General features: G+C 57.1%; 18 protein-coding genes and 1 pseudogene. 13 read left to right on the top strand and 6 right to left on the bottom strand.

What is annotated here, in order from left to right:
* Positions 1 to 309: 309 nt before the first annotated feature.
* Together K7431_RS01295 and K7431_RS01290 are read left to right on the top strand one after the other, a co-directional pair.
* The gene (locus K7431_RS01295) at positions 310 to 1347 is read left to right on the top strand and encodes an SMEK domain-containing protein (protein WP_012724233.1); all 1038 of its coding nucleotides are present in this window, start codon (positions 310 to 312) and stop codon (positions 1345 to 1347) included.
* Positions 1348 to 1542: 195 nt separating this feature from the next.
* The gene (locus K7431_RS01290; RefSeq protein WP_012724232.1) at positions 1543 to 2469 is read left to right on the top strand and encodes a hypothetical protein; all 927 of its coding nucleotides are present in this window, start codon (positions 1543 to 1545) and stop codon (positions 2467 to 2469) included.
* 479 nt (positions 2470 to 2948) lie between these two features.
* Here K7431_RS01290 and K7431_RS01285 read toward each other — a convergent pair whose 3' ends face one another.
* Positions 2949 to 3236 carry a hypothetical protein gene (locus tag K7431_RS01285; protein ID WP_148270917.1) on the bottom strand — a complete coding sequence of 96 codons (288 nt, stop codon included), beginning with the start codon at positions 3234 to 3236 and terminating at the stop codon, positions 2949 to 2951.
* An 876-nt stretch (positions 3237 to 4112) separates the two neighbouring features.
* Between K7431_RS01285 and K7431_RS01280 the strand changes: the two genes are divergently transcribed.
* Positions 4113 to 4916 (top strand): hypothetical protein, encoded by an 804-nt coding sequence (locus K7431_RS01280; RefSeq protein WP_224265892.1) that lies wholly within the window; start codon positions 4113 to 4115, stop codon positions 4914 to 4916.
* 1028 nt (positions 4917 to 5944) lie between these two features.
* Here the strand turns inward: K7431_RS01280 and K7431_RS01275 are convergent.
* Positions 5945 to 6694 carry an SDR family NAD(P)-dependent oxidoreductase gene (locus K7431_RS01275; protein WP_012724229.1) on the bottom strand — a complete coding sequence of 250 codons (750 nt, stop codon included), beginning with the start codon at positions 6692 to 6694 and terminating at the stop codon, positions 5945 to 5947.
* A gap of 99 nt (positions 6695 to 6793) precedes the next feature.
* On the opposite strand from K7431_RS01275, the gene K7431_RS01270 reads away from it, so the two are divergent.
* Complete coding sequence (locus tag K7431_RS01270; protein ID WP_012724228.1) at positions 6794 to 7153, top strand: winged helix-turn-helix transcriptional regulator; 360 nt, start codon at positions 6794 to 6796, stop codon at positions 7151 to 7153.
* Between the two features lie 60 nt (positions 7154 to 7213).
* Here K7431_RS01270 and K7431_RS30980 read toward each other — a convergent pair whose 3' ends face one another.
* Both K7431_RS30980 and K7431_RS30975 read right to left on the bottom strand, forming a co-directional pair.
* The gene (locus K7431_RS30980) at positions 7214 to 7939 is read right to left on the bottom strand and encodes a methyl-accepting chemotaxis protein (RefSeq protein WP_370636041.1); all 726 of its coding nucleotides are present in this window, start codon (positions 7937 to 7939) and stop codon (positions 7214 to 7216) included.
* 132 nt (positions 7940 to 8071) lie between these two features.
* Positions 8072 to 8827 (bottom strand): annotated as a pseudogene (locus tag K7431_RS30975) (MCP four helix bundle domain-containing protein); the annotation flags it as partial.
* Positions 8828 to 8984: 157 nt separating this feature from the next.
* On the opposite strand from K7431_RS30975, the gene K7431_RS01260 reads away from it, so the two are divergent.
* Entirely contained in the window at positions 8985 to 10193 is a 1209-nt protein-coding gene (locus tag K7431_RS01260; protein WP_012724226.1) for a multidrug effflux MFS transporter, read from the top strand.
* Positions 10194 to 10384: 191 nt separating this feature from the next.
* Positions 10385 to 11242, top strand: a complete 858-nt coding sequence (locus K7431_RS01255; RefSeq protein WP_012724225.1) for a glucose 1-dehydrogenase — start codon at positions 10385 to 10387, stop codon at positions 11240 to 11242.
* Positions 11243 to 11665: 423 nt separating this feature from the next.
* Here K7431_RS01255 and K7431_RS01250 read toward each other — a convergent pair whose 3' ends face one another.
* Entirely contained in the window at positions 11666 to 12580 is a 915-nt protein-coding gene (locus K7431_RS01250; RefSeq protein ID WP_012724224.1) for a site-specific integrase, read from the bottom strand.
* A gap of 108 nt (positions 12581 to 12688) precedes the next feature.
* The gene (locus tag K7431_RS01245) at positions 12689 to 13513 is read right to left on the bottom strand and encodes a M949_RS01915 family surface polysaccharide biosynthesis protein (protein WP_012724223.1); all 825 of its coding nucleotides are present in this window, start codon (positions 13511 to 13513) and stop codon (positions 12689 to 12691) included.
* A gap of 413 nt (positions 13514 to 13926) precedes the next feature.
* Between K7431_RS01245 and arnC the strand changes: the two genes are divergently transcribed.
* The 7 genes from arnC to K7431_RS01210 are packed head-to-tail and all read left to right on the top strand — an operon-like array spanning position 13927 to position 21624.
* Positions 13927 to 14952, top strand: coding sequence for an undecaprenyl-phosphate 4-deoxy-4-formamido-L-arabinose transferase (gene arnC, locus K7431_RS01240; protein ID WP_012724222.1), 1026 nt, complete (start codon positions 13927 to 13929; stop codon positions 14950 to 14952).
* Positions 14953 to 14954: 2 nt separating this feature from the next.
* On the top strand, positions 14955 to 16946 hold the full coding sequence (arnA, locus tag K7431_RS01235; protein ID WP_012724221.1) for a bifunctional UDP-4-amino-4-deoxy-L-arabinose formyltransferase/UDP-glucuronic acid oxidase ArnA: 1992 nt from the start codon (positions 14955 to 14957) through the stop codon (positions 16944 to 16946).
* Positions 16946 to 17830 (top strand): 4-deoxy-4-formamido-L-arabinose-phosphoundecaprenol deformylase, encoded by an 885-nt coding sequence (gene arnD / locus K7431_RS01230; RefSeq protein WP_012724220.1) that lies wholly within the window; start codon positions 16946 to 16948, stop codon positions 17828 to 17830. The genes arnA and arnD overlap by 1 nt, the downstream gene beginning before the upstream one ends.
* A complete protein-coding gene (gene arnT / locus K7431_RS01225) occupies positions 17827 to 19482 on the top strand; it encodes a lipid IV(A) 4-amino-4-deoxy-L-arabinosyltransferase (RefSeq protein ID WP_012724219.1) in 1656 nt (551 codons plus the stop codon). The genes arnD and arnT overlap by 4 nt, the downstream gene beginning before the upstream one ends.
* Positions 19479 to 19826, top strand: a complete 348-nt coding sequence (gene arnE, locus K7431_RS01220) for a 4-amino-4-deoxy-L-arabinose-phosphoundecaprenol flippase subunit ArnE (RefSeq protein ID WP_012724218.1) — start codon at positions 19479 to 19481, stop codon at positions 19824 to 19826. Before arnT ends, arnE begins: the two co-directional genes overlap by 4 nt.
* Positions 19823 to 20236 (top strand): 4-amino-4-deoxy-L-arabinose-phosphoundecaprenol flippase subunit ArnF, encoded by a 414-nt coding sequence (arnF, locus tag K7431_RS01215; protein WP_012724217.1) that lies wholly within the window; start codon positions 19823 to 19825, stop codon positions 20234 to 20236. Before arnE ends, arnF begins: the two co-directional genes overlap by 4 nt.
* Positions 20233 to 21624 (top strand): UDP-glucose dehydrogenase family protein, encoded by a 1392-nt coding sequence (locus tag K7431_RS01210; RefSeq protein WP_012724216.1) that lies wholly within the window; start codon positions 20233 to 20235, stop codon positions 21622 to 21624. Before arnF ends, K7431_RS01210 begins: the two co-directional genes overlap by 4 nt.
* The last annotated feature ends 2 nt before the right edge of the window (positions 21625 to 21626 follow it).

The following is a 21626-nucleotide window of genomic DNA, read 5'->3' as shown; positions in this document are numbered from 1 at the left end:
CGATGACAGAAGGGGCCCCTCTAGTCCGGCTCAAATCCCCTCAGTGGTAGGTATCTGTCTGACAGACCTTGCTGATAGCATCACCCGAGGCAGGAGCCGTATGCGGTAGTTCCGCGCGTACGGATCTGTGCGGGGGGCGGCAGGTAACTGCCGTCCCTACCGCGACCTCTTTGCCTATGCTACGACTCCAATACTTGAGATAATTGGATAAAGTGGCGCGCATCGACAAGACTCGCTACACGATAGAAACAGGGGGGGGGCACCCGTCTGTATGTATCGCCGACTTATAAACCATATTCACGGTGAAGCATGATCACGCGCGGACATTTAATAGGCGAGATAGTTGACGGGCTCGCAACTATTTCACAGCAGGTATCTACTCGGTGCCAGCTTGGACTTACCGATCTCAATCGCTATCTTGAGGATTTTTTTAAGGACTTCTTAAATGAGACTCTCTCATTGCTCTTGTGTAACCTTAATGACGATAGAAGCAATGAGCCAGGTCTAGACCTTGGCGATGAGGTCGCCTCAATTGCCTTTCAAGTTACATCAACAAAAACCTCTCAAAAGATCAATAAGACTCTCAAGGTGCTTTTTGAGAAAAAAACTGGTTTCACCGAAGTCATCGTACTGATAATCGGAAAGAAACAATCGACATACACTATTAATTCGGCGTATGCAAAAGCATTAAGTTTCACCGAGAAGAATATCTGGGATATAGACGACCTATGTAGGAAGACTATATCCCTTCCACTTGATCGTTTGCAGGCTCTCTATGACCTTGTCCGTCGCAACTTGACAAGGATTCGGATTGAGCTGGAGATCCCCGATGAAGATGGTAATTTTGCAACATCAATAGATTCGTATATTGAGAGAATCCCTAAGCCGCAGTTTTCGGATTTCAAGAAATACTATGCCTATCAACAGGGGGTTGAAGAGAATTTTGAGCACTCGCTGAGCGAAGTCAGGGAACACTTTAAAAGCTTCGCCCATAAGCTGGCCGAACTGCCGAGAATCACTCGAGAGTTCTATGCTTTTCTTCTGGAGCGCAGAGAAATGGACGACAAAAAGACCCCAAGCGGAAGCTTCTATCGTGCGTGCTTATGGTTAAACTACAACAAGCTTGTAAGAACCTGCAAATTCCCCGGCCTGAGGGAAGAGCTTATATTGCTTGACGAGCACGGCTTCGCAGATATTGAGGAGCAAGAGAGCAACCAAAGCCCATTCGTTAGAATTTTCGCTCCGATAAAAATTGACGGTTTTATATATGAGCTCGTCGATTACATTGAGGCCAAAGGCATAGGATACAAAAAGCCAATTGTCTCACTGGATTTCAGCGGATTTTGATAAGTTAATGCAAGTTACGTTTTACCGTCTCGAGCATCACATTGCCGCAAGAGTATGCGTGTATCAGCTTCCGGCAGGATCCGTGGATCATAGTCAGCTTTCAGTCAGAAGAGAGCTCTCCTTCAACTTTGAAAATTCCTGCGCATTCTCTTGGAATACTGACGGGATATTAAATAAATGGAGCCCTGTATAAATATGAGCAATAATCGTGAGCCGTGGTTTTCCTTGCGAGATCTTCGCTATTATCGGCAGGGTGAGCATGCTATCGATAATGTTCATCTTCTTTTTCCATTGGGAACAGGCGAGTTTGATTACGCGCTGCCAACAGATAGTTCAAATACGGTGCTTAGGCTGGTTCATTATCTTTTCTCATCTCTTGATGAAAATGAAGAATTTGATAACGATAATTTTCAGGCGCTACTTCAAAATCTTAATGATCCTGACGGCTTGACTATGCAGACGCTGGTTAAGGATGAATTTTTGGCGACAGATTTTTTGGTGTTTAGCTCCTTCAAGGCGCACAAGTCAATTGATGAGAGCATTGGGGGGCTTCCTGAGATTAACCTAGGGCTCCGCGCTTCTATGCTAATTCTCCAAAGGGTATTAAGTAGCTTTCAATCAATCTCAATTCTTATAAAGAACAGTATGTACTTTGATGTTAATTGCTTGCTTCGTTCGGTTCTTGAGCAGATAGGGCATGCCTATCAAATTAGGGGCGCAAAAGATAAAATGGAACTTGATAGATTTGAGCCGACCAAATCCATCACGCCGCTGAAGGAGATTATTCCCGATGCTGGCAGCCTCAATGGCATGCTAAGTGACTATATACACAACAATAAGAAGATATGGGGGGTGTATGTGGAGAGCGAACCTGCGCAAGAGAAGTCAGGCAACAAGACCTACGTAGTTGCCCGCTCGGGCAAAAGAACGAAGGACTGTATTCTAGTATTTACTCGCATCATAGAGGCCTATTTTTCGGTTTTGGCGGATATTTATCTTAATCACTGCCAGCAGATCGAAAGTGACTTTAGGGATGTGGCTGCAGACTGTTTTGATCATATCGCTAAGTTGAAGCGAGATATGGCGGGGCGGTATTATTCAGAACCTGAAGCTTCTGCGTGAAGCAATAAAGTTCTGAGGGGTGAGGGGTGAGGGTTTGTACGTGGCCGGACATGTTTAGTTCCCGGCAGGGAGAGTCAGTCGAGTCCTGTCTGGCTATTTCTTTCGAGATCGACTTACTGAGGATTCAACGATTTTTTTAGCACAATTGGGTTTAAGGAGTCAATAGGCGACGGTTTTTCAGAGAAAACTAAACAGGCGCGAGTTCTTGCTCTGCGCCGCGCCGTACATTCTAGCGATGAAATGCGGAATTTACACGACCACTGTCATTTGTTTGCCGGTGATGATGAAGTAACTGGGGAGCAGGTTCTATTTATTTACATAGATGCAGTTTGTAACCGGTCAGTGTTCCCAGAGCCTCCAGCAGATAAAGATCTATGCCTGGATCTGAATTGTGATGATGAAAATATCATATATCTTGACAAAATATGCAGAGGGGCTATTTTCAGGGAGGTCTGATCACACATTGTCAGCATCCCAGTTTAATGATTAGGTATGAACTCATCGGGGTTTTGCAATGCATCAATCGATGTCGCTTGCCTTTCTGATGTGTTCAGCTTCTTGGATTTTGATAATGATGCGGGCCTCACAGAGCTAGGAGGGTCATAGGGAATCCCCAGCTCAGCGAGGACTCCCGCTAGCTTAAGCTCTGCGACTTCCCCTTCAATGCGCGCGACAAGAGAGTTGATCGATTGCCCCGTTTCAGCGCCGATGGTAATGGCGACTAAGGTCAGAGGGCTTAAATCCAGAGGCCCGCTCAGCGTGGCCATCATTTCCAGTGTCGGACTGCTTTGAGCGCGTTCCAGCTTGGATACGCACGTCCTGCTACTCACCTCAGCCAAACTTTTCTGTGAGAGCCCTGTAGATATCGGACCTGTCCTACCGAGGCGGCCTGGCCAATCTTGGAGTTAGCAACCCTGCCTCGGCGCAGCCTGGTTACCGATGCCGGCGCTCGCCTTGGCCGGTGTACGCCCGAATAAACCAAACAAAACCTCAACTTGGCGAATTTACTCCCACTCCCTAATCTCCTAAAGCGCTAATACATCGAGCTCAATATTTCCAATATTAGATGTAATGGATCTCCAATATCCTGCAAAGTGCGCACTCAATATATCTATATATGCTTAATAAAATCAGCGACCATTGCTCACCAGTAGCGCTCAAAATTTTTATCTGCTTTTTTAGAAGTTTTTGGAATAGAGAAAAAAATTTGGGATTTCTCAGATAACTGGAAGTCATAACTGGAAGTCAATAAGCCTTTAAAGGCTCGAAAAAAACACAGAAAACTATAGATATAAAAAATTCAAATAAATTCCGAAACTCCCGTAGTGCGGGCGCCTGAGCGGGCTTGTAAGGCTCTTATAACCAAAATCAAAATCTGTTTTATTTATATATTGATTTGGCCGGCGGCCAGTGTTGACCAACGATTTTTATTTGGGTCTACTGCGTCCCGCTCAGTCGCTGAGCAGATACAACCCGCTCTTTAAAAATCGAAAGTGGTCGTCGTGAAACTTAACTTGTTCATGCGCTCACGCCATGAAAATTTCGCACTCCTACATTACAGGAGGAGTTGTGGACAGAGCGATGAGGCGTAATGGCAAATGCGAAGAGGCTTTGCGTCTGACCACAAATCAGAGAATGAGGAAATGACTGAGCTTAACTCAGATGAAAAGTGTCCCGATGTACAGACCCTCAGCGCCAGCTCACAAAACGACAGCACGCACCCAGTCCGCATGGAGGCGACCTTAACCGCGGGCAGTGAGCTGGGCGAGATCGAGCGACACAAGCTGGCGGATAGTCGGCACGATGTTCTCAAAGACTACCTGGCCGGCAAAATCAGCGCAGTGGTGGCGATGGAGATACTGAGCGTCAAGAAATCGCGCTTTTACAAGCTACTGAAGTACATGCGGGGCGCTAAAAGCTACAGGGCGCTTTTGTCTGACCGAAGGGGGCGAAAGCCAGGCCTGACGGTCACCGATCCTGAGACGCTGAAGCTGATTGAGGAGATGTTCGAAGAACACTACCCCTCCTGCAAGACAGTGGCTGGGGTGTGGAAGCAGTGCCAAACGCAGGCTGATAGCCGATACGGAGGTGTACTGGTCGCTCTGGACGACGTTGACTACCCTCTGCCAGTCAAGGCGGAGGAAGGCTGCACGCTGATTGAGATCATAGGAGAGAACTTCTCGGCGAAATCCAAGCCACCCAAGTCGATCACGATATCCTTGAAGCATGACCCGAAGCGGCTGGCCAAATTCCACAAGTACTTCGGTATGGGGGGAATTGATGGATTCAACAAGTCGAGCAAGCCTCGCAAGCTGTTGACACTCAATCCTGATGAGTTGCTGGCGGACGCTGCCTTCAGAAAATGGCTGGCCACTGAAATTGACTGGAGAGGTTCGGGTTTACCCGGGGTTTCTGGGTGGTACTGGGTGTTGGTGCTAGGTGGATGATTTTTGGATGCATTAAGGCCGCGAGGAAACGCCGGTTCGAGGCAGCCGTTCGGTGCTAATTGTTGGGTTACCCATCTAGTGACTGAAGGCCTCAGTCGAGAACACCGGGCCAAACAATGAGTGGAAAATCACGAATGGTTTTTCCATTTAAAGATTTAAACGGGAAAACCATTTGGAATGTCCACTAATTTCTTTGAATTCTAGGAAAAGCCCGGATTTCGGGGGGGGCAGGGGGCTTTGGGGCAAATGGGCGTATGGATTTTCCACTCATTGTTTTAAAGGATGGCCGCAGAGTTTCAGGAAACGGCGATCGGGCTGTAAGGCGTCATTGTATCGACTCGCGTGCCGTTGAGCCTGTTGGCGGTGACCAGGAACGCCGGCGGGCATCCGTGTGCGCATTTAGGTGGATATGGTGCAGGCCAGGTATCACGTGAGGTTGAGGCGATGTAGCAGATTCAGATGACCTGGGCTTAGGGCGCTCAGCTTGCTTCAGACCCGGGCCGCGAGTGCTGGTTAGGAAATGTTGAGCGGGTCGGTGTTCACGTGGAATGTCCACTCATTACGTCTCAGGAATTGGTAGGTGGGAATGTCCACTAAAATCTTCAAATGGCGCTGGGGCCCTTGTCCTGCGAGGGTTTCAGGGTTGGCGGGGTTTCGCAGCGTCAAAACTGATTCCACTAATTTCCCCTTGGCCGAAAGAGCTATTCCATTTGGAGCGATTTTAGGAAAACCTATATAAATCAATGCTTTGCTATTTTCAGGCCGAAGAAATTTTCCACTTATTTCGTTAAAAAATCCGGCCGAATCGGGCGCCTGGTGTGCTCAAGGCCCCGGAATACAAGGGTTTGAGGGTTTTGGAGGGGGACAATCCACTCAAAACGCGATTGGTGCAGTAGATGAACGGAACGAGTATGGGCAACGGCGTAGCATTGTACATGATTTAACATAATATACATTATGCGCAATACGATGCTACGTAATCAGGGGCAGTGCCCGTCAGATTTCAACAGACAAAACCCCTATCTGACTCAAACCTGAGCAAAGCCCCCATCAACAAACATTTCACTGCCTGTCATGAAGCTGCTCTCATCCGATGCCAGGAACAACGCTGCTGCTGCAACTTCTTCAGGCTTGCCGATACGACCTAATGGAAGCTGCGCAGTCATGTCGTCGATGATTGCTTCCTTTTGTCCCGTGCCTGAAAGCGCCAGGTCAAGACCCGGTGTCGAGATCGGCCCGGGTGAAAGTACGTTGACGCGAATCCCCGTGCCTTTCAGATCCAGTGCCCAGCTCCTGGCGAAATTACGCAGCGCCGCCTTGGTGGCGCTGTATACGCTGAACGCCGGTGTGCCCATGGTGCCTGTGGTCGAACCGGTCAGGATCACTGAGCTGCCGGCGTGCATGAGTGGCAACGCCGCCTGCACGGTAAACAGCGTGCCTTTGACGTTGATGCCGAATGTACGGTCAAACGACTCCTCAGTGATCGATCCGATCGGCTGGAAATCTCCCAGGCCCGCGTTGGCGAACAGTACGTCAACTCGGCCTTTATCGGCTTTGACTTGAGTGAAAATGCGCTCGAGGTCGTCCAGTCTTGAAATGTCACCTTGTATGGCGATGGCGTCAGCGCCGATCAGGTGTAGCGCCTTGTCCAGTTCTTCCTGCCGGCGACCGACGATCACCACCTGTGCGCCTTCAGCCGCAAAGCGAATGGCGGTTGCCAGGCCGATGCCGCTGTTGCCGCCGGTAACCACTGCAATTTTGCCGTTGAGCCTGTTCATGATGAACTCCAAAGAATGTTGAGGCCCAACTGTAGATCTACGCTATTCTTTTGAATAGTATGCACCTTTTAGTAAGTACCCCCTGGAGCCTGTATCCTGATGGCCAACAACTCATTCAACTGTGGTCTCGAAGCCGCCCTGGCGATGATTGGTGGTAAATGGAAGCCGCTGGTTCTGTTCAATCTGGCCCAGAACGTTCATCGATATGGCGAATTAAGACGCGCGATTGGCGGCGTGACCGATAAGGTACTGATCCAGCAACTCAAGGAGTTGGAGCGCGATGAGATCATTGCCCGCGTGGATTTCCAGGAAATACCGCCTAAAGTCGAATATTCCCTGACGCCCTTCGGGCAGTCCCTGGCCACGGCGCTGGGCGCGCTGTGCCAATGGGGCACGGAACATATGCAAACAGTTGAGCGCATCGCCGAACGACGTACGTCTGCCCTCGCCCAACCGTGAGCCCCCTGCCCCGACAGCCAACTCAACTAAATGACTATTTAGTTGAGTTAAATCAACAAGTTACAATCTAAACCGATCAACAGACTGCGACAGCTTACCTGCCAGGTTGGACAACTCGTCCGTGGTCGAGGCCGTTGTGGCGATCACCCGGCTATTGTTCTGCGACATGCCCGCAATCATCTCCACCTGATGGGCAATTTCATTGCTGGCCAGGCTCTGCTCACCGATAGTGCGGGAGATATCGTTGACCATTTCCGTGGTATTCAAGGTGGCCTGGAGGATCTCGCGGATCGCGCGCTCCACCTCGGCGGTCACCGCCATGCCCTTATCCACTTGAGCAACGCCCTCCTCCATGCTGGTGACGGCTTCCCGCGTGCTTTGCTGGATGCGGCCGACCATGCTGGCAATTTCCTGGGTCGAGGCGCTGGTACGCCCGGCGAGGCTGCGTACTTCATCAGCGACCACGGCGAACCCGCGGCCCTGCTCACCGGCGCGTGCGGCTTCGATCGCGGCATTCAAGGCCAACAGGTTGGTTTGGTCGGCGATCCCTTTGATCACCTGGATAATGCTGAAGATCGCCTCGGACTCCTTGTCCAGCGTGCGGATCACCTGGGCGGATTGCTGAGCGGAGCGCGCAATGCCGTCCATGTCACTGACCACCTGATGAATCACCCGCCCGCCGTCCTTGGCCAAGGTTTCTGCCTGGTTCGCCATCTCGAGTGCGCGTCCGGCATGCCGGGTGATTTCCTCAATACTCGCCGTCATTTCACTCGCAGCGGCGGCCATGGTCGTGGCCGCTGAGCTTTGCTGCTGGCTGCTGCCGGCCACTTCATGGCAGCCGTGGCTGAGTTGTTCGCTCATGCCATTGACCCCTTGCGCGTTGCTGCGCACCACTTCGATCATGCCGCGCAGATCCCGCTGCATCGTGGCGAGGCTGCGAATCAATGCGCTGGCTTCGTCCTTGCGGCGGGGTTCGACAATCGGCTCACTCAAGTTGCCATGGGCGATGCTGTCGGCAATGCGGCTGGCCATTTGCAGCGGCCCCATGATGCTGAGCATGACCCAGCGGCCTTGGGCCAACAGCAGCAAAAGACTGGCGATCAACACCGCACCCAGGGTGAGGTTGGCGTTGCTGATGGTCTGCCGGGTGCCCACACTGGTTTGCTGGGTGTTGTTTTCGATCAGCTCGCTCAGCGTCGCCATTTGATCTTCCAGGCGGGTGAACGCGGTATTGAACGTATCCAGTTCAGCACGCGCGGCTTCGGGATTGTCCAGCGCGAGGGTGACGATACGCTCACCCGCAGCGATGTAGCTTTCCAGGCTGGGTTTGATTTTTTCCAGGTTGGCCTTAAGCGTATCGTCCAGCGGCAGCTTGAGGTTGTCCGCCAACACCTGGCGAAAGTGCTCGGCGTGTTCCTTGAGCGAGCTGTTGACTTCGGCCTTGGTGCTGGTGCTTTTACCCAGGCCGACCAGCATCGCCGACAGCACGTCGGCGCGCAGCGCATCGTGCATCATGTCGGCTTCCATATGGTTGCGCAGCACGGTCATGCTGACCTCGCTGTCCTGCACGGCGTCGCCCATCCGGTTATTTCCCAGGTAACCGGTCAAGCTCATGATCAAGGCCGTGAGCAACCCGGTCGTAATCAACAGCATCAAGCGTAGTTTGATCGTCATGCATATATCCCCATGCCTGGTCAGCCGGTTGGGATGCCAACCGTAGAAGCCCCGCTGGTCATGTTATCGGCCACGCGTGCAGCTTATTGAAGCCTAAGTTTGCGGATCTGCGCGGATCCCTTAAGCTGACCGACCCTTGCTCCACCCGGAACTGCCCATGTCTCGAAGTATCGCCCACCTCGCCCTGCTGCTGGGCTTGATCACCGCCGTCGGCCCCTTTGCCATCGACATCTACCTGCCGGCCCTGCCGACGCTGGGCGCGAGCCTGCAGGCCTCACCGGCATTGGTACAAATGAGCCTCACCGTGTTCTTTGTCATCATCGGTGTGTGCCAGCTGTTCTACGGGCCGATCAGTGATGTATTCGGGCGTAAACCGCCGATCTATGCCGGCCTGGTTATTTTTGCCGTAGCCAGCGTCGGGTGTGCCTTGGCGCCGACCATCGAATCACTGATCGCCTTTCGTGCGCTGCAAGCGTTCGGTGCGTGCGCAGGCATGGTGATTCCCCGCGCTATCGTGCGGGACCTGTACACCGGGCATGAAGCGGCAAAATTGATGGCCTTGTTGATGCTGGTGATGAGTGTCTCGCCGATCCTTGCGCCGCTCGCCGGCAGCCTGGTGATCGCGCTGTGGAGCTGGCGTGAAGTATTTGCCGTGCTGGCGGTCGTCGCGGTGGCGTGCCTGGTGATGACCATCGTGCAATTACCGGAAACCCACCCGGCCGAACGTCGGCTGGGCAAGACCTTGGGCAACGCCTTCAGCAGCTATGGCGCGTTGCTGCGTGATCCGGTATTCATTGGCTTGTCGGTGGTGTGCGGTTTTGGCCTGGCGACCTTCTTCGTGTTTATCGGCAGCGCGCCGTTCGTGTACATCGAGCATTACGGCCTGACACCCACGCAATTCAGCCTGGGGTTTGCCCTGAATGCCGCCTCGTTCTTCGCCATGAGCCAACTCACTGCACGCCTCAGCGCGCGCTTTGGCCTGGCGCCGCTGATTCGTGGGTCGGTGGTAGCGGTGGCCGCGGTGATGGCCGTGCTCGCGACCACCACGCTATGGGTCGATAGCTTGGCCTTGATGATGACGATGCTGTTTATCGGCTTCGGTTTTCTCGGTTTGCTGCTGCCGGCGGCCGGGGTGTTGTCATTGGAGGATCACGGCGCAGTGGCCGGTTCTGCCTCGGCCTTGCTGGGGGCGATCCAGATGATTACCGCCGCAGTGTCCATGACACTGGTCGGCGTGTTCGCCGATCACACACCCGCGCCGATGTTGATCGGCATCGCACTGTGTGGCATCGCGGCGATGCTCACCACACTGTGGACGCTGCGTCGTCTACCGGCTCACTTGGCGAGTGCCCCGCCCTCCTCCTGATCGCTGCCCAATTGCGCCAGGTACGCCCACGGATAAATCCCGCGCGGGTGACCATCGTTGGGCAGTGGAAACACCGTTTTTGCAAAAGCTTAAAGCTAACCACTCGTCGGGCTTCGGCGGCATCCGTTACAACTATCGACCGGCGGGTAACTACTAATCCCATAGCCCCTTTGCAAACTATGGAGATTGATATGACTGATTACCCTCGCCCACCCTTCGCCCCTCAAGCTCAAGCTGTTCCGGGTGCGCAGAAAAAAATGGACCCGTATCCCGATTGCGGCGAGAAAAGCTACAGGGGCTCCGGCCGACTCGCCAACAAGATCGCCCTGATCACCGGGGCCGACAGCGGCATCGGTCGCGCCGTGGCCATCGCCTTTGCCCGTGAAGGCGCCGATGTGGCCATCGCTTATCTGGATGAGCATGAGGATGCCCAGGAAACCGCACGCTGGGTCGAAGAAGCCGGTCGCCAATGCCTGTTGCTGCCGGGTGATATTGCGCAGAAAAGCGTGTGTCAGTCGTTGGTGGACAAAACAGTCGAGCAGTTCGGCCGCATCGACGTGCTGGTGAACAACGCCGCGTTCCAGATGAGCCACGAAACCCTCGAGGAAATCGAGGACGAGGAATGGGTGAAAACCTTCGATATCAACATCACGGCGATGTTTCGCATCTGCAAGGCAGCGTTGCCACATATGAAGGCTGGCAGTTCGATCATCAACACCAGCTCGGTCAACTCCGACATGCCCAAGCCGACGCTGCTGGCCTATGCTGCCACCAAAGGCGCCATCGCCAACTTCACCGGTGGCCTGGCGCAGTTGCTTGGTAGCAAAGGTATTCGGGTCAACAGTGTGGCACCGGGGCCGATCTGGACGCCGCTGATTGTGGCGACGATGCCGGATGAGGACGTGAAGAGCTTTGGCAGCGAAACCCCGCTGGGGCGTCCGGGGCAACCGGTGGAAGTCGCGCCGATTTATGTGCTGTTGGCGTCGGATGAGGCCAGCTACATTTCGGGTTCGCGTTATGCGGTGACTGGCGGTAAGCCGATCCTCTAATGCCTCACTGTGGGGCTGGCTTGTCTGCGAAGGCGGCCTCACAGCTGACCGGGATGTTGGATTAGACGGAATACATATCCGTTATTTAGGTAGCGGCCACTTAGGGTTCCGCCCTTACGGCGGGTCACTTTCGAAAAGCGCGAAAGTAACCAAAGCGCTCTTGCCCCAACACTCGGCACCTCGCCTAGGCTCGGTGTGCCCTCACTCCGGCTTGAATCCGTGGGCCGCCGCCACGCGCCATCCATGGCGCGGGGCGGCTAACCCGGCGTCCTGCCGGGTTACCCACGGATTCAAGCCTGCGTTCGGCCAGCGTGTTTGACGGGGCGCCTGAGATCAAGATCAAGATCAAAAGCAAGAGCACGGCGGCCTAGTAGCCGACCTGAGTGGTTGAAGCAAGAGCAGGTACGTGTGGGAGCTGAAATCCTATAGGTCGAACCGATCCACCGCCCTCCGCCGCTCATTGTCGTCGCGCACGTCGTAGCTGGCGGTGGTCTGGATGTTGGTGTGGTGCGCCAGTTTCTGCGCAATCGACAGGTCATGCTCCTCGATAACCCGCGTGATGAACGAGCGGCGGAAGTCATGGGGCATGATTTTCACGCCTACTTGCTCGCCGCGTTGGCGGGCGATGTAGTAGATCGCATGTTTGGTGATGCGTTCACGGGTGATGTGGCTGCCACGGCGGATGCGGTTGAACAGGAAGTTGTCATCCTGCTCTCCGTCCTTGAGTTGCTCACGCCGAAAGGTAAGCCACGCCTGCAGTTTGGCGAATGCCCAGTCCGGTGCGTATTTGATCAGCTCTTTGTTACCCTTGCCGATTACCCGCAGGCTGCGTTCTTCGAAATTGATCTGCGCCAGGTCAAGGTTGACCGACTCCGACTTGCGCATGCCCGAGCCGTACAGAATGCCGATCACCGCTGCATCCCGCAGGCCCTGGGGGCGTGGGTCGGCGGCGCAGACTTCCATCATTTCGCGGATCAGGCTGCGCCGCAGGTTGCGGCCCTGGCCCAGGCGCGAGCCCGGCGTGGCCTTGACGGTGCGCATGCGTAACAGGTGTTCCTGGCTGATCAGGTTCAGGCGCCAGGCTTCGTTCATCACCCCGCGCACGGCATTCACGTACAACGACGAGGTATTGGGCGCATAGCCGTCTTCGCGCAAGGCGGCGACCAGGGCGATCACGTGTTCGGGTTGCAGCAGGTGCCAGTCGATGTCTTCGAGGTTGATGTCTTCGAAGCCCAGGCGGTCGGCCGCATCTTGCAGCACGTAGCGCATGGTCAGTTGGCTTGAGGGGGCCAGGCGGGTGAGGTAAAGGGTCAGCGGATTGCGGATAGACTCAGTCAAGGTAGATCAGCCTTTGGATTAAATAACTCGAACAAGCCTTTGTTTAATCGAGCTATTTAGTGAATTGGCGAAGGCCGAGTCTAACCCAGTGCCAGCCTTCGCACAAAATCATGGGGCCGTGTCGTCTTCCTCAGTAGGCTCCTGGGGCTGGACCTGGGTCTGGCTCCATTCGCTGTCCTGCTTCTGCATCAGGGCGAACCAGTGCTGGCGCATGAACGTCAGGTACGCCTCAGGCGCCTTGGCGAAGTCTTTCTCGTCGCCATAACACCCCGGCAACGGCAACTCGGTGCCCTGCTCCTTGTACTGGCTGACCAGCGCCTGCTGCCCGGCGACGCTGCAATCCTTGGGCAGCGGCATGCCACGCAAGGCGCCGGCCTCTTCGTCCCACCAGGCCGCGCCGACCCGGTCGACACCGCGCAGACGGTACTTCTGCGACTTGCCGACATGCATGATCAGCTTGAACTCATTGGGGCTGACATCGCTGGTGCAGGTGCGCGAATAGCCCACCGTGGCCTGGGTGATGCCATCGCCGGTGAGGTCGGTGACCTTGGTCGCGGCCCTGTCAAAGCGCAGCGAGGCGTCGAATTCGCAATGCTGCACATCGTCGTAGAGCATCCACACGCGCTTGGGGCGGTTGCCGTCGATCAGGTACTGGGCCGCATACACGAACGCCGACTGGGTGCCGTCGTCGTCGCGCTCGCTGATTTGCTCGGCGAGCACCAGCAGGTTCTTGCCTTGTTTATCGTCCCAGGTATAGGCGGCGATCTGCTTGCCGCGTACTTCAACACCGTCCGGCACCTGGTCAATGCTGGTGAGCGCCACCCCGTCATCGGCCTGGACTGTCGTGACCCACGCCACGCTCATCAACAACCCGATCAACGATCCTATCAAAGCAGGCCGCAACTGGCCGCGTAAAAGCTGCACGCTATTCATCCGATCACCCTGGCAAGAGACGGCTTACTTTACCGGCACTTGGGACGCATTGCAGAGAAGATTCTTCACTTAAATTTCCTGGCCGAGCGTGCGCGTCCACGTTAAACCAAACGTCCTACAAACAGTTCCCATTTCGCCAGCCAACTAAAGCCTACAGGCCCCTAGTTGTTTAGCTGAACCCTAGCTGTCTACCTGTCAAATAAACGAGTTTTTCATCTGCCTTTCATATCTGTTCCACATTTTTACGCTTAATCTTTAGCGCATTACTTCATAGCAAACCGCGCTATATCGTCTAACCTCTTGATTACGCTTCACCTTTGGCGCCGTTTTTTTAATCTGCGGTCTGGACTTTCGCCCAATGATTGCTGCTGTTTTCACGCTCCAAGTTGCTCTAACCCCGAGGTCATGAATCTTTGAAACCCTACCCTATTCATTGCGTGTCGATCGTAATCCCGGTCTACAACGAACAAGAGAGCCTGCCTGAATTGCTGCGCCGTACCACCGCAGCCTGCAAGCAACTGGCCTACGAATACGAAATCATCCTGGTCGATGACGGTAGCCGCGACAATTCAGCCCAACTGCTGGAGGACGCCGCCGCTGAAGACGGCAGCAACGTGGTGGCGGTGATCCTCAACCGTAACTACGGCCAGCATGCAGCGATCATGGCCGGTTTCGAGCAATGCCGAGGCGACGTGGTGATCACCCTCGACGCGGACCTGCAAAACCCGCCCGAAGAGATCCCGCGCCTGGTCGAACAAGCCGCCCTGGGCTACGACGTGGTCGCCACCGTGCGCAACAATCGCCAGGACTCGGCCTTTCGCCGCTGGCCGTCGCGCCTGATCAACCTGGCCGTGCAGCGCTCCACCGGCGTGGCCATGACCGACTACGGCTGCATGCTGCGCGCCTACCGCCGCACCATCGTCGACGCGATGCTCGCCTGCCGCGAACGCAGCACCTTTATCCCGATCCTGGCCAACGGCTTTGCCCGTCACACCACCGAGATCCTGGTGCACCACGCCGAGCGTGAGCACGGCGAATCCAAATACAGCGCCATGCGCCTGATCAGCCTGATGTTCGACCTGCTGACGTGCATGACCACCACCCCGCTGCGCCTGCTGTCCATCGTCGGCTTCAGCCTGGCGGCGCTGGGCATGCTGTTTGCCTTCGCGTTGATCGTCATGCGCCTGGCTTTCGGTGCCGACTGGGCCGGTGACGGCTTGTTCGTGCTGTTCGCCGTGCTGTTCGTCTTTACCGGCGGCCAGTTCATCGGCATGGGCCTGCTGGGTGAATACCTGGGCCGCATGTACAGCGACGTGCGTGCCCGCCCGCGCTTCTTTATCGAAAAAGTGCTGCGCAACCAACCGGCAGCACCGGCTCCCGTGGTCGTCGTTGACGGCCTGGTGTCCTCCCATACCTCTACTTCTGCTGATCAGGTCTAAACATGAGTTCAAAAGCTGTTGTATTCGCGTATCACGATATTGGTTGTGCAGGCATCGAAGCGCTGCTCAATACCGGTTACGACATTGCCGCTGTGTTCACCCATGCCGATGACCCGAAGGAAAACAACTTCTACGGTTCCGTCGCCCAGTTGTGCGCGCGCAATGGTATCCCGGTGCACGCTCCGGAAGACGCCAACCACCCGCTGTGGATCGAGCGCATCGCCAAGCTGAACCCGGACTACCTCTTCTCGTTCTACTACCGCAACCTGCTGAGCGAGCCGCTGCTGGCCACGGCGCGCAAAGGCGCGTTCAACCTGCACGGCTCGTTGCTGCCTAAATACCGTGGCCGCGCCCCGGCCAACTGGGTGCTGGTCAACGGTGAAACCGAAACCGGCGTGACCTTGCACCGCATGGTCAAGCGTGCCGATGCCGGCGCGATCCTGGCCCAGCAGAAAGTCATCATCGAGCGCAGCGACACCGGCCTGACCCTGCACGCCAAACTGCGCGACGCCGCCAGCAACCTGCTGCGCGACGCCCTGCCGCAACTGGCCCAAGGCAAACTGGCGGAAACCGCCCAGGATGAAAGCCAGGCCACGTACTTCGGTCGCCGCACCGCTGCCGATGGCAAGTTGGAGTGGAAAAAACCGGCTGAGGAACTGTTCAACTTGGTGCGCGCCGTGACCCAACCTTACCCAGGTGCCTTCTGCGCCGTGGGCGAGCACAAGCTGGTCGTGTGGCAGGCCGACGTGGTCAAGGGCAACGAAGGCCTGGCGCCGGGCCGTGTGATCAGCGTCAACCCGCTGCGTATCGCGTGCGGTGAAGACTCCCTGGTGATCAAGTTCGGCCAGCGCAACGACAACGGCCTGTACCTGGCCGGCCCGTCCCTGGCCAACGAATTGGGCCTGGTCGACGGTTCCGTGCTGCGCGGCGCCGAGTCCGGCCGCAAACCGCGCCGTACCCGCGTGCTGATTCTGGGCGTGAACGGCTTTATCGGTAACCACCTGTCCGAGCGCCTGTTGCGTGACGACCGCTACGAAGTCTACGGCCTGGACATCGGCTCCGACGCCATCGAGCGCCTGCGCAGCCACCCGAACTTCCATTACGTCGAAGGCGATATCAGCATCCACACCGAGTGGATCGAGTACCACATCAAGAAATGCGACGTGGTCCTGCCGCTCGTGGCCATCGCCACACCCATCGAATACACCCGCAACCCGCTGCGCGTGTTCGAGCTGGACTTCGAAGAAAACCTCAAGCTGGTGCGCTACTGCGTCAAGTACAACAAGCGCGTGATCTTCCCGTCGACCTCCGAAGTCTATGGCATGTGCCAGGACCAGTACTTCGACGAAGACACCTCCAACCTGGTGGTTGGCCCGGTCAACAAGCAGCGCTGGATCTACTCGGTCTCCAAGCAACTGCTGGACCGCGTGATCTGGGCCTACGGCGCCAAGGGCCTGAACTTCACCCTGTTCCGTCCCTTCAACTGGATGGGCCCGCGCCTGGACCGCCTGGACTCGGCACGCATCGGCAGCTCCCGCGCCATCACCCAGCTGATCCTCAACCTGGTGGAAGGCACGCCGATCCGCCTGTTCGACGGTGGTGAGCAGAAGCGTTGCTTCACCGACATCGCCGACGGCATCGAAGCCCTGGCGCGCATCATTGATAACGACAATGACGCGTGCAATGGCCAGATCATCAACATCGGCAACCCGGAAAACGAAGCCAGCATCCGCCAGTTGGGCGAAGAGTTGCTGCGTCAGTTCGAAGCGCACCCGCTGCGTGGCAACTTCCCGCCGTTCGCCGGTTTCCGCGATGTCGAGAGCAAAGCGTTCTACGGCACCGGTTACCAGGACGTGGCGCACCGCAAGCCAAGCATCGAAAACGCCAAGCGCCTGCTGAACTGGGAGCCGACCGTGGAGATGAGCGAAACCATCGGCAACACGCTGGACTTCTTCCTGCGTGAAGCCATGCTTGAAATCGCGGACAAAAAGTAATGGAGGCAGGTCTTCGCATCGACGTCGACACCTACCGTGGCACCCGTGAAGGTGTGCCGCGCTTGCTCGAAACCCTGGATGAAGCTGGGGTAAAAGCGACGTTCTTCTTCAGTGTCGGGCCGGACAACATGGGGCGCCACCTGTGGCGCCTGATCCGCCCGCAGTTCCTGTGGAAGATGCTGCGTTCCAACGCCGTGGGCTTGTATGGCCTGGACATTTTGCTGGCCGGCACCGCCTGGCCGGGCAAACCGATCGGCCGCGACCTGGGGCACTTGATGCGCCAGGCCAAGGCGGCCGGGCATGAAGTCGGCCTGCACGCCTGGGATCACCATGGCTGGCAAGCCAACACCGGGCGTTGGAGCGAAGCGCAGCTGGTCGAGCAGATTCGACGCGGCGTGGAGACCCTGAGCGACATCCTCGGCGAACGTATCGACTGTTCAGCGGCCGCCGGTTGGCGCGCCGATGAACGCGTCGTGCAAGCCAAGCAAGGGTTCAACTTTCGCTACAACAGCGATTGCCGGGGCACCAGCCTGTTTCGTCCAACCCTGGCCGATGGCAGCGCGGGCACCCCACAAATTCCGGTGGACCTGCCGACCTTCGACGAAGTCGTCGGGCCGGTGGTGGCTGCCAAAGACTTCAACACCTTCATCCTCGACCGCTTTGGCGCGTCGAAGCTCAACGTCTACACGATCCACGCAGAAGTAGAAGGGATTCTGATGGCCAATGATTTTCGCCAGTTGCTCGCCCAGGCAGGGCAGCGCGGCATCGACTTCAAACCCCTGGGCGACCTGTTGCCTGCCGACCTGACCTCCCTGCCCCAGCAACAGCTGGTGCGCGGCGCCTTGCCCGGCCGCGAGGGCTGGCTCGGAGTGCAGCAGGCATGATCCGCCGTTGGGCCCTGCCCCTGCTCCTGTTGGCGTTTGGCGTCTTCTACCTGCTGCCATTGGCCACCCACGGCCTGTGGATCCCGGATGAAACCCGCTACGCACAGATCAGCCAGGAAATGCTGCTGACCGGCAAGTGGGCGTCGCCGCACTTCATGGGCATCCGCTACTTCGAGAAACCGGCGGCGGGCTACTGGATGATCGCGCTGGGCCAGGCAATCTTCGGGCAGAACCTGTTCGGTGTGCGGTTTGCGTCCGCCTTGAGCACCGGCTTGAGCATCCTGCTGGTGTACCTGGTATCGCGTCGGCTGTGGAATGACCCGCAGAAAAGCCTGGTCAGCACCGTGCTCTACATGAGTTTTGTCAGTGTCGCGGCGCTGGGCGGCTACGCCAACCTCGATCCGCAGTTCACCTTCTGGGTCAACCTGACCGGCGTGGCCTTGTGGTTTTGCTTCGACAGCACCACGCGCAGCGGGCGGCTGGGGGCCTGGGCGCTGCTGGGCCTGGCCTGTGGCATGGGCTTCATGACCAAGGGTTTCCTGGCCTGGTTGCTGCCGGTGTTGATCGCCCTGCCCTACGCGATCTGGCAGAAGCGTTTTCGTGAGCTGCTGGGCTACGGCGTGGTCGCCGTGGTGGTGGCGATTGTCGTCAGCCTGCCATGGGCGCTGGCCGTTCACCTGCAAGAGCCCGACTACTGGAATTTCTTCTTCTGGCACGAGCATATCCAACGTTTTGCCGGCGACGACGCCCAGCACGCCGAGCCGTTCTGGTATTACCTGCCGCTGCTGGTTGCGTTCTGCCTGCCGTGGGTGGCGTTGTTGCCGTCCACGCTCAAACAGGCTTGGCTGGAAAAACGCAGCGCGAAAATCGGCTTTGTGTTGCTGTGGCTGTTGATGCCGCTGGCATTCTTCAGCCTGGCCAAGGGCAAGTTGCCTTCCTACATCATGCCGTGCCTGCTGCCGCTGGCGTTGCTGATGGGCAACACCCTGGCCGACAAACTGGCCCAGGGCCGTTACCGTGCATTGCGTATCAACGGCTGGCTGAACCTGGTCATTGGCGTGGTGGTGCTGCTGGCGTTGAGCTGGTTCCAATTGAAAAAACCGGTGTACGAACACGGGCAGGAAACCCTCAGCCTGGTGCTGGTGTTCACCTTCCTGTTCGGCTGGATCCTGGTCAACCTGCTGCAGGCCGCCCAGCCATTGCGCCTGTGGGCGGCGCCGATTCTCGGCAGCTGGCTGATGGTCGCCCTGTTGCCGGCCGCGTTGCCGCACTCGGTGGTGTACAACAAGACCCCTGATCAATTCATCATCGACCACCTGCAGGAACTGCAACCTGCCACCGCCTTGCTGAGCAATGACCTGGGCGCGGCGTCCGCGCTGTCGTGGCGCCTGGCACGCCCGGACGTGACGCTCTACAACACCGTCGGCGAAGTCAAGTACGGCCTCGCCTACCCGGATGCCGGCCATCACAAGGTGGACGTCACCCAGGTCCAGCAGTGGATGACCGAGGCGCGCAAACAAGGTGCGGTCGGCGTGGTGATGCGCGTCAAAGGCGACGACGAAGTGGCCGAAGTGGCATTGCTGCCCACCGATGGCAAGCGCTATGAACAAGGCAATATCGTGATTCTGATCTTCCCGCAGGTGACGCCTTGATCACCCTGCTGCTGTTATTGGCTGCGTGCCTGCTGACCTGCATGGGCCAGGTATCGCAGAAGTTCGCCGTGGAAAGCTGGCGCGACCTGCCGGAGGGCTGGGCACTGAAACTGCGTTCGCCGTGGTTGTGGTCGGCGCTGGTATGCCTGGGCCTGGGCCTGCTGGTGTGGCTGCTGGTATTGCAGCGCCTGGAAGTGGGTATTGCCTACCCGATGCTCAGCCTCAATTTTGTGCTGGTCACGCTGGTGGCGCGGTTTGTCTTTCATGAACCCATCGATGCCCGCCACTGGCTGGGTGTGGCGTTGGTGATCAGCGGTGTCGTGCTGCTGGGGCGTCACGTATGAGCCGGGTCCAAGGGTTTGCCCTGGCCCTGGGCAGCGTCGGCCTGGTCAGTGCCGCCCAGTTGGGGATGCGCTGGAGCATGACGCGCTTGCCGCTGCCCAGCGACTGGCTGGACGCGTTCACCCACAACAGCATCGACCTGGGTGCGCTCGGCATGGTGATCCTGGCGATCCTGGCCTACGCGCTGTCGATGCTCTGCTGGCTCGGCGCGCTCAAACACCTGCCGCTGGGCCGTGCCTATTCACTGTTGAGCATCAGCTACGCCCTGGTCTATCTGCTGGCGGCCAGCCTGCCGGTGTTCAACGAAGATTTTTCGGTTTCAAAAACCCTGGGGGTGGCGCTTGTCATCCTCGGTGTGCTGGTTATCAACTCTCGCCGTGCTAGCGCTACAAGTCCCAGGAATGCCCCATGAAAATCAGTGTATTTGGTAGTGGTTACGTCGGTCTGGTGCAGGCCACCGTATTAGCCGAAGTCGGTCACGATGTCATCTGCATGGACGTTGACAAAAACAAGGTCGAGTCTTTACAGAAAGGCCATGTGACGATCTTCGAGCCGGGGCTGGCAGCGATGGTCAAGGAAAACCTGGAAAGCGGGCGACTGCACTTTACCCATGACGAGAAACTCGCGGTCGAACACGGCGAAGTGCTGTTTATCGCCGTGGGCACGCCGTCGGACGAAGACGGTTCGGCGGACCTGAAGTACGTACTGTCAGTGGGCGATGCGGTCGCTCGTCATCGCAAGGAGCCAGTGATCCTGGTGGAAAAATCCACCGTGCCCGTCGGCACCGGCGACACCCTGCGCGCACATATCGAAAAAGCCTTGCACCTGGCCGGCCGGCACTTGGACTTCGATATCGTCTCCAACCCGGAATTCCTCAAGGAAGGCTCGGCGGTTGCCGACTGCCGCCGCCCGGACCGCATCATCATCGGCTGTGAGCGCGAAGAAGTGCGCGACGTGATGCGCGACCTGTACGCACCGTTCAACCGCAACCATGACCGCATCATCTTCATGGACCTGCGCAGCGCCGAGCTGACCAAATACGCCGCCAACTGCATGCTGGCGACCAAGATCAGCTTTATCAACCAGATCGCAGAACTCGCCGAACACCTGGGGGCGGACATCGAAGCCGTGCGCCTGGGCATCGGTGCCGACTCGCGCATCGGCTACCACTTTATCTACCCCGGCTGCGGCTACGGCGGTTCGTGCTTCCCCAAGGACATGCGCGCCCTGATCCACAGCGCCAAGCAGGCCAACTGCTCCAGCGACCTGCTTGAAGCCGTGGAAGCCATCAACCAACGCCAGAAGAGCAAGCTGTTCGAGCGGATCAATGCGTTCTTCAAGGGCGACCTGCGCGGCAAGACCTTCGCCTTGTGGGGCCTGGCGTTCAAGCCCAACACCGACGACATGCGCGATGCACCCAGCCGTGTGCTGATGGAAGCGTTGTGGGCCGCCGGCGCCCATGTACGTGCGTTCGACCCGGAAGCCATGCAGGAAACCCAGCGTATCTACGGCGATGATCCACGCCTGATGCTGATGGGTACGCCGGAATCCACCTTGGGCGGCGCCGATGCGCTGATCGTCTGCACCGAATGGCAACAGTTCAAGGCGCCGGACTTCGACCTGATCCACCAGCGCCTGAAAACCCCGGTGATCTTTGACGGCCGTAACCTCTACGACGGCGAACGCCTGGCGCGCAAAGGGTTCCAGTATTACCCGATCGGCCGTGGCGACTCCTGCCAGTTGCCGATTCCCCAGCAGCAGTGGGTGGCTCAAGTGGCAAAACAGGTCGTGGAAGCCTGATA

Origin of the sequence: Pseudomonas fluorescens group sp. (assembly GCF_020093335.1) — a bacterium.
GTDB lineage: Bacteria > Pseudomonadota > Gammaproteobacteria > Pseudomonadales > Pseudomonadaceae > Aquipseudomonas > Aquipseudomonas petroselini.
This window is presented reverse-complemented; position numbering and strand designations above follow the sequence as displayed.

Coding starts and splice junctions, on each gene's coding strand:
- K7431_RS01295 (WP_012724233.1), top strand. CDS start 310: ATGATCACGCGCGGACATTTAATAGGCGAGATAGTTGACGGGCTCGCA.
- K7431_RS01290 (WP_012724232.1), top strand. CDS start 1,543: ATGAGCAATAATCGTGAGCCGTGGTTTTCCTTGCGAGATCTTCGCTAT.
- K7431_RS01285 (WP_148270917.1), bottom strand. CDS start 3,236: ATGGCCACGCTGAGCGGGCCTCTGGATTTAAGCCCTCTGACCTTAGTC.
- K7431_RS01280 (WP_224265892.1), top strand. CDS start 4,113: ATGACTGAGCTTAACTCAGATGAAAAGTGTCCCGATGTACAGACCCTC.
- K7431_RS01275 (WP_012724229.1), bottom strand. CDS start 6,694: ATGAACAGGCTCAACGGCAAAATTGCAGTGGTTACCGGCGGCAACAGC.
- K7431_RS01270 (WP_012724228.1), top strand. CDS start 6,794: ATGGCCAACAACTCATTCAACTGTGGTCTCGAAGCCGCCCTGGCGATG.
- K7431_RS30980 (WP_370636041.1), bottom strand. CDS start 7,939: ATGGCCGCCGCTGCGAGTGAAATGACGGCGAGTATTGAGGAAATCACC.
- K7431_RS01260 (WP_012724226.1), top strand. CDS start 8,985: ATGTCTCGAAGTATCGCCCACCTCGCCCTGCTGCTGGGCTTGATCACC.
- K7431_RS01255 (WP_012724225.1), top strand. CDS start 10,385: ATGACTGATTACCCTCGCCCACCCTTCGCCCCTCAAGCTCAAGCTGTT.
- K7431_RS01245 (WP_012724223.1), bottom strand. CDS start 13,513: ATGAATAGCGTGCAGCTTTTACGCGGCCAGTTGCGGCCTGCTTTGATA.
- arnA (WP_012724221.1), top strand. CDS start 14,955: ATGAGTTCAAAAGCTGTTGTATTCGCGTATCACGATATTGGTTGTGCA.
- arnD (WP_012724220.1), top strand. CDS start 16,946: ATGGAGGCAGGTCTTCGCATCGACGTCGACACCTACCGTGGCACCCGT.
- arnT (WP_012724219.1), top strand. CDS start 17,827: ATGATCCGCCGTTGGGCCCTGCCCCTGCTCCTGTTGGCGTTTGGCGTC.
- arnF (WP_012724217.1), top strand. CDS start 19,823: ATGAGCCGGGTCCAAGGGTTTGCCCTGGCCCTGGGCAGCGTCGGCCTG.
- K7431_RS01210 (WP_012724216.1), top strand. CDS start 20,233: ATGAAAATCAGTGTATTTGGTAGTGGTTACGTCGGTCTGGTGCAGGCC.